The sequence below is a fragment of the Streptomyces sp. NPDC043427 genome (genome assembly GCF_056436655.1).
On record NZ_JBWKCC010000061.1, the window covers coordinates 1 to 6,912 of the forward strand.

Annotated in this window: 4 protein-coding genes and 4 pseudogenes; 5 read left to right on the plus strand and 3 right to left on the minus strand. The window is 67.5% G+C overall.

All coding sequences use genetic code 11. The features are described from left to right. The first annotated feature begins 600 nt into the window (after positions 1–600). A pseudogene (locus tag AC067M_RS45565) lies at positions 601–1,543 on the plus strand (transposase). Here AC067M_RS45565 and AC067M_RS45570 read toward each other — a convergent pair. Next, positions 1,535–2,347 carry an IS3 family transposase gene (locus tag AC067M_RS45570; RefSeq protein ID WP_478702883.1) on the minus strand — a complete coding sequence of 271 codons (813 nt, stop codon included), beginning with the start codon at positions 2,345–2,347 and terminating at the stop codon, positions 1,535–1,537. The pseudogene AC067M_RS45565 and the gene AC067M_RS45570 overlap by 9 nt on opposite strands. After that, positions 2,344–2,652, minus strand: a complete 309-nt coding sequence (locus tag AC067M_RS45575) for a transposase (protein WP_046704780.1) — start codon at positions 2,650–2,652, stop codon at positions 2,344–2,346. The genes AC067M_RS45570 and AC067M_RS45575 overlap by 4 nt, the downstream gene beginning before the upstream one ends. Positions 2,653–2,718: 66 nt before the next feature. Here AC067M_RS45575 and AC067M_RS45580 point away from each other — a divergent pair. Continuing rightward, a pseudogene (locus AC067M_RS45580) lies at positions 2,719–3,556 on the plus strand (ISL3 family transposase); the annotation flags it as partial. Positions 3,557–3,852: 296 nt separating this feature from the next. On the opposite strand, the gene AC067M_RS45585 reads toward AC067M_RS45580, so the two are convergent. Beyond that, positions 3,853–4,926 carry an alkene reductase gene (locus AC067M_RS45585; protein ID WP_478702884.1) on the minus strand — a complete coding sequence of 358 codons (1,074 nt, stop codon included), beginning with the start codon at positions 4,924–4,926 and terminating at the stop codon, positions 3,853–3,855. Between the two features lie 157 nt (positions 4,927–5,083). On the opposite strand from AC067M_RS45585, the gene AC067M_RS45590 reads away from it, so the two are divergent. From AC067M_RS45590 to AC067M_RS45600, 3 genes and pseudogenes are all read left to right on the plus strand, one after another. Continuing rightward, positions 5,084–5,476, plus strand: coding sequence for a MerR family transcriptional regulator (locus tag AC067M_RS45590; RefSeq protein WP_478702885.1), 393 nt, complete (start codon positions 5,084–5,086; stop codon positions 5,474–5,476). A 239-nt stretch (positions 5,477–5,715) separates the two neighbouring features. Beyond that, a pseudogene (locus AC067M_RS45595) lies at positions 5,716–6,494 on the plus strand (IS701 family transposase); the annotation flags it as partial. Positions 6,495–6,634: 140 nt separating this feature from the next. After that, positions 6,635–6,912, plus strand: a pseudogene (locus AC067M_RS45600) (alcohol dehydrogenase catalytic domain-containing protein); the annotation flags it as partial.

Here is a 6,912-nt window from a genome sequence, read left to right on the forward strand (position 1 = left end):
CTACGAACGCAAGGCCGACCACTTCCTCGCCTTCACCAGCATCGCCTGCACCCTGATCTGCTACCGCAGACTCACCAAATGAGATGACGTCTTAGCCTCGATCAGCCGTGACGGTCCGTCGGTTCTCTGACGGGCCGTTTCGGCTGGTGGTCGCGATGCCAGTGTGCCCGGTGGCCGTGGAATCTCTATCCTGGCGTTGGCGGTCAAGGCGTAACGTGATGGGAACTCCGATCCTGCTGATTCCGGTACGGATCGCTCGCCCGCAGGCATGCGGCCGGCTCCCGCGCCGCAGCCCGGCGGTGAGCTGGTCCCGCCCATCCAGGCCGCGGTGAACTTCGCCTTCTCCCCGATCGAGCTGGACCATTGAGGTTCCCCCGTCGTTCGGGAGGTGCTGATCAGCTGGTCAGGGTGGGGTGACGAGGTTTCAGGTTCACTTGTTCGGCCGCTGCCTGCTCGGCGTAGTACTTCTCCTCGAACTCGATCGGGCTGAGCCAGCCGAGCCGTTCCTGGATGCGCCGGGAGTTACTGACTTCGGCTCGTCAGGGTGAATCATCGCGAAGTCCCTGAAGGTCTTCGGGTGGTGGCTGTATTCCGTGGTGTGTGAGGTATGCGGATGGGGGCGGGCTGACCGCTGCGGGACGTCGGCGCCGGGAGTCGGTACGGCTGCAGGCGGCCGAGTTGTTCGAGCAGGGGATCAAGCCGTCGGAGGTGGCACGGCGCCTACGGGTGAGCTTGAAGTCGGCCTATCTGTGGCAGCAGTTGTGGCGGGACGGCGGCGTGCAGGCTCTGGCCTCCCGTGGCCCGAGCGGATCGCGGTGTCGTCTGTCCCCGCGTTGTCTGGAGAAGCTGGCCGGGTATCTGGAGCAGGGGCCGGCCGCGCATGGCTGGGTGGAGGGGCAGCAGTTGTGGCGGGACGGCGGCGTGCAGGCTCAACCTGGACCGAGGTAAAAGAGCCCGGGCGGCTTGCGGAGGCTACGTCTGTTTCGAGGACGAGGCAGGCTTCACCCGACGGCCGCCCAAAGGACGTACCTGGGGCCGGCGTGGCGTGACTCCGCAAGTGGCGGTCAGCGGGCGACGCTCGGGGCGGCTGTCGGTGGCCGGGCTGATCGCGATGCGGCCCGGCTCCCGCACCCGGCTGTGCCACCGCCTGCGCGTCCACCCCGCGGGCAAAGGCAAGCGCCGCAGCATGGGCGAGCGCGACTTCATCGCACTGATCGACGGCGTCCACCACCTCGTCAAAGCGCCGATCGTGCTGGTGTGGGACCGTTTGAATACCCACGTCTCCCACGCTATGCGTGAGTTGATCGCCGAGCGTGCATGGCTGACGGTGTTCCTACTGCCCGCCTACTCGCCCGACCTCAACCCCGTCGAGGGGGTATGGGCGCACGTCAAACGCAGCCTGGCCAACCTCGCCGTGGTCGCCCTCGACCGGCTTGAGGCCCTCGTCCGCAACCGACTCAAGCGTCTTCAGTACCGGCCCGACACCCTCGATGGCTTCATAGCGGGCACCGGCCTGGCACTCGACGAACCAGCGTCACCCTGACGAGCCGAAGTCAGTATAGAAGCCGTCGATGTACTCGAAGAGTGCGAGGTTCGCCTCGGCCCGGGTGGCGAAGGTGCGGCCGCGGAGGCCCTCGGTCTTGATCAGTATCCACAGATTCTCCGCGAGGGCGTTGTCGTAGCTGTCCCCGACGGAACCCATGGATGCCTCAACTCCGGCTTGCAGAAGTCGAGTTGTGAGCTTGATCGATGTGTATTGACAGGCGTGGTCGGCATGGTGAATGAGCTTGCCGGGCTCGACCTCGCGGCTGGCGAGTGCGTACTCCAGCGTGGTCAGGACCAGGTCGGCGTCCGCGCTGGCGGAGGTCTCCCAGGCCACCACCCGGCGGGAGAAGGCGTCGCGGATCGCCGACAGCCACAGCGGCCCCTCACCGGTGGTGATCATCGTCAGGTCGGTGACCCACAACCGGTTCGGGGCGGGCGCCGTGAAGTCGCGCTGGACCAGATCCGGGGCGAGCGTGGCCTTGGGATCGCGGCGCGTGAAGCTTTTGCGGCGCGGGCTCACTCCCGCGATATCGGCCTCGCGCATCAATCGCTCCACCCGCTTGCGGCCCACGGCCACCCCCTCGCGCTTGAGGACAGCGTGCACGCGCGGGGACCCGTAGATCCCGCCGGAGTCCGCGTGGATCTCCTTGATCCGGTCGGTCAGCTCGACGTCCCGTCGGCGCCGCTCGCACGGCTCCGTCGCGGCGCGGCGCCACCGGTAGTACGTCGAGGAAGGGATGTGCAGTTCCCGCAGTACGCACTCGACGCCCAGCTGAGGGTGCTCGTCGAGGAGCCCCGTCACCTGGGCCGGGTCGGGTCGAGTTGCGCCGCGAAAAAAGCCGAGGCCGTCCGCAGAACTTCGTTCGCCCGCTTGAGCTGGGCGTTCTCCTTGCGCAGCGCGGCGAGCTCGGCGCGTTCGTCGGTGGTCAGCCGGTCGTCACGCTCGCCGGCATCGGCCTCGGCCTGGCGGATCCAGCCGCGCAGGGCCTCGGGATGCACGCCGAGATCGACGGCGAGCTTCTTGATCTGCGGCTTCGGGTCGGAGGTCCGGTACATCCGCACCGCACGCTCACGCAACTCCAGCGAGTACTTCCTGGGGGCAGCCATGGTCCATGTTCCTCTCATGAGAAACATCTGACCCTCTGTCACCATCCTCCGCATCTCGGGGGAACCTCAAAGGTGAAGGCGCACAGCAGCTGCTGGGCCACCGTACTGGACGCACCCATCTACGACGGGCCACGCGCCCGAACCACCCTGGAACGCTGGCACCAGGTCCATGACCTGCTCAATCACGGCGTGGGCCTGCTCGAATGCGCCCGCCGCCTGCAACTGGCCCTGAACACCGTCAAACGCTACGCACGAGCCGATCGGCCCGAGCGGATGCTCCACGTCCCCAAATACCGCGCCAGCCTCGTCGACCCCTACCGCGAACACCTGCGCAAACGCCGGGCCGAGGACCCCGCCGTCCCCGTCAAGCACCTCTTCGAAGAGATCAAGGCCCTCGGCTACGAAGGCTGCCTCAACCTCCTGCACAAGTACATCAACCAAGGCCGCGGACGCCGACCGCAGTCACATCTCCCCACGCCGGCTCGCCCGGATGCTCCTCACCAGGCCCGACAACCTCAAGACCGAACATCACGACCTCCTGGCACAGCTCACCGCCGCCTGCCCCGAGATGACCCAACTGACCGCCCACATCGCGGCCTTCGCCCAGCTCCTGACGCCTCGCGAAGAAAACACCGACGGGCTCTCAGGCTGGATCGTCCAGATCCGCGCGACCGATCTGCCCCATCTGCACTCCTTCGCCCGGGGCCTGGACCGAGACCGCGACGCAGTGATCGCCGCGCTCACGCTTCCGTACAGCAACGGCCCCACCGAGGGCGTCAACACCAAAACCAAGCGGATCGCGCGCCAGATACACGGACGAGCAGGCTTCACCCTACTTCGCCACCGCATCCTCCTTGGAGAGGGGCACACTCCGTCACCACCGAATGTGAGACAGGGCCGCTAAATTGACACACCCCCGTCACCGCATCCTTCTGCCCTGATCGCTACTCGGCGTCACCACCGACTACGGGCCAGAGCCGAACGTCTTACAGGCCCGCCCGCGAGTCGCGGAAACCGAAGGTTCGTCAACGCGAACCCGAGGGTGCGGTGTCCCGATTCCGGGGGATGGAGCAGTGGGTCCGCGGTCAACCCGCAGGGTCTGCCTCGGCGGCCTCTTCCAGCAGGGGTCGTACGGAGTCCGCGTAGCGCATCGCTGTCTTCGCGTGGAGCTTGCGCTTCCGTTTACCTGCGGTGAGACGGTCAGGCCGTGTGCTGGTACGTCGGGTAGGTGATGTACCCGGCGTCGCCGCCCTGGTAGAAGGTGTTCTCGTCGGCGGGCGCGACGGGCAGGCCTGAGCGCAGTCGTTCGACCAGGTCGGGATTGGCGAGGAAGCCGCGGCCGAAGGCGATCAGGTCGGCGCCCAGGCCCAGCCAGTGGTCGGCTTCCGCCATCCCGGACTGCTTCGGGCTGCCGGGCATGGTGGGGTTGAGGATCAGGGTGCCCGGCCAGGTCCTGCGCAGTTGGAGGAGAATTTCCTCGTCGGTGGTTGCCGCCAGGTGCACGTAGGCGAGATCGAAGCGGGCCAGCTCCGTCAGCAGAGCGGTGTTCAGCTCGGCCGCGTCGTCCTCGGTCACACCCCAGATACCGCCGCCGGGCGACAGGCGGATGCCCGTACGGGCTGGACCCACGGACTCGACGGTGGCGGCAACTGCCTCGACGGCAAAACGGATCCGGTTGGTGATCGAGCCGCCGTAGCGGTCGTCGCGCAGGTTGGCGTTGGATGACAGGAACTGGGAGATCAGGTAGCCGTTGGCGCCGTGCAGCTCGACCCCGTCGAAGCCCGCGTCGACGGCGCGGCGGGCGGCGTGTGCGTAGGACCGGACGTGCTCGGGGACCTCTTCGGTCTCCAGGGCCCGCGGCACGGGCATCGGCTGTGGGCCGTTCGGGGTGAATACGCTGCCCTCGCCGGACACGGCCGACGGGCCGATCGGCTGAAGGCCCGTGGTCTCGAGGTGCGAGACCCGGCCGCCGTGCATGATCTGGGCGAAGATGCGTCCGCCGCTGGCGTGGACCGCGTCGGTCACCTGCCGCCAGGAATCTGTCTGCTCATCGGTGTGCAGGCCGGGTGTGCCCGGGTTGGACTGCCCGACGCGGCTGGGCTGGACGCCCTCCGTGACGATCAGTCCGGCCGTGGCGCGCTGCGCGTAGTAGGTAGCCATTGAGGGGGTGGCCAGACCGCCGGCTGCGGCCCGGACACGGCTCATGGGGGCCATAACGGTCCGGTTGGGCAACGTGAGCTCGCCCAGGCGGTAACTGCTGAACAGGGACGGCATGTCGGTTCTCCTCGCGTACACATGTGCTCCAACTGCCGAAGCACATGGGTACGCTAAAACCTGACACCAATGTCAGGGGCAAACGGGAGAACACCGCGGATCCCTATGGGGTGCATCACAGGTCCCGCGGTGCTGTGGAGCACCGCGGGAGGCAGTCATGCGGATCGGAGAACTCGCGGCACGCACCGGAGTGAGTGTGCGGTCATTGCGCTACTACGAGCAGCGTGGACTGCTTACCAGCATCCGCACGCCGAGCGGACAACGGCAGTACACGGAAGGCGACGTGGACCGCGTCCACTTCATCCAGGCGCTGTACGCGGCCAATCTCTCCAGCAGCACCATCGCCGAACTCATGCCGTGCCGCGACACCCCGAGCAAGCACAACTCCGACGCCACGCTGGAGCGGATGGCCCGCGAACGCGAGCGGATCACGGCGCAGATCGATGATCTCCTGCGGGCCCGGGACACCCTCGACAGGATGGTGGCCGCGGCCCGGGCCCACCGCGAGTCCCTGCCGAGCCGGCCCCCGTCGCGGACGGACCGGCGGTGACTCAGGACTCCACGCCTCTTTCGTCCAGGGCTGCCTCCGTGTGAGCCGACGCGACGGCGGAGCCTTCGTGCCGAGCCTCCTCGCCTTCACCCTGACCATCGATCGGTCAGAACCGGTCAGAACGCTTCAGGAATCCTGATGTTGCGTCAGACCGCGAAGAGATCCCGGAGCGGAGCAAACGCCCTGGCCACGACGTGCGACACGGCGGCGCTCAGGAGAACTCACGGGATGTCGCACAGACGTGCGATCCGGAGCGCTGCCGGGCAGCAGGGCTTGGCGAGGACACCGTCTTCGCGACCAAGCCGGAACTGGCCCGCACGATGATCGAACGCTTCCTGGACGCCGGACACCACGTCGGCTGGGTCACGGGTGATGAGGTCTACGGCGGCAACGCGACACTGCGCACAACTCTGGAGGAACGCGGCATCGGCTATGTTCTCGCGGTGGCCTGTTCGGCCGAAGTGTCCACTGGTGCGGGCACGTTCCGGGCTGATGCCCTGGCGCGGAAGGTTCCGAAGCAGGCCTGGCAGAAGCTCTCGGTCGGGCCCGGTGCGAAGGGGCAGCGGTTCTACGACTGGGCCGTCATCGACCTCGCCGACGCGGCAGAGGGTCACTACCAGCTCCTGCTCCGTCGCAACCGCACCACCGGTGAGCTCGCCTACTACCGGAGTCACTCCACCACGTCGGCATCCTTGGCCACCCTGGCCAAGGTCGCAGGTTCCAGGTGGCGGCACCAGGTCCGCTGCTACCCCTCCTGGGCCCGCTGGGTCACCCTCGCGATGCTGGCCCATGCCTTCCTCGCCGTCGTCCGCGCCGACGAACACGCACGCCGACCCACCCCAGACCAGACGGCCTTATCCCGCTGACCTGCAACGAGACCCAGCGCCTGTTCATAAATGTCGTCGTCCGACCCGATCACGGCCCGGCCCACCGCCTGAGATGGTCCACCTGGCGACGCCGCCACCAGTCACGATCACGAGCCAGCCACTACCGGCGACAAGTCGCATCGCAGATGTGAACATCACGGTCTACGGGACAGGCATCAGCACCTCCACTCCTTGCCGAGGTCGAGCTGCTCACGACGATGAGTGACGGAGAACCAGTCGCCGGAGACCAGGAACGGGAATACGTAGCCGGTACTGCACGTTGCTACTGACCATGAAGGCAATCGCACTGCAGCAGTACGGAGGACCGGAAGACCTGGAGCTCAGGGAGCTGCCGACACCGAAGGTCGCCCCCGGCGAGGTCCTCGTCCGAGTCAAGGCGGCGGGCGTCAACCCGGCGGATTGGAAGCTCGCCGCCGGTTACCTCGACAGCGTCATGGAGGCGCACTTCCCCTTCATCCCGGGCTGGGAGGTCTCCGGCGTCGGGGGGGGGGGGGGGGGGGGAGGGGGAGAAGGGGGGGGGGGGGGGGGGGGGGGGGGGGTCTTCCTTCA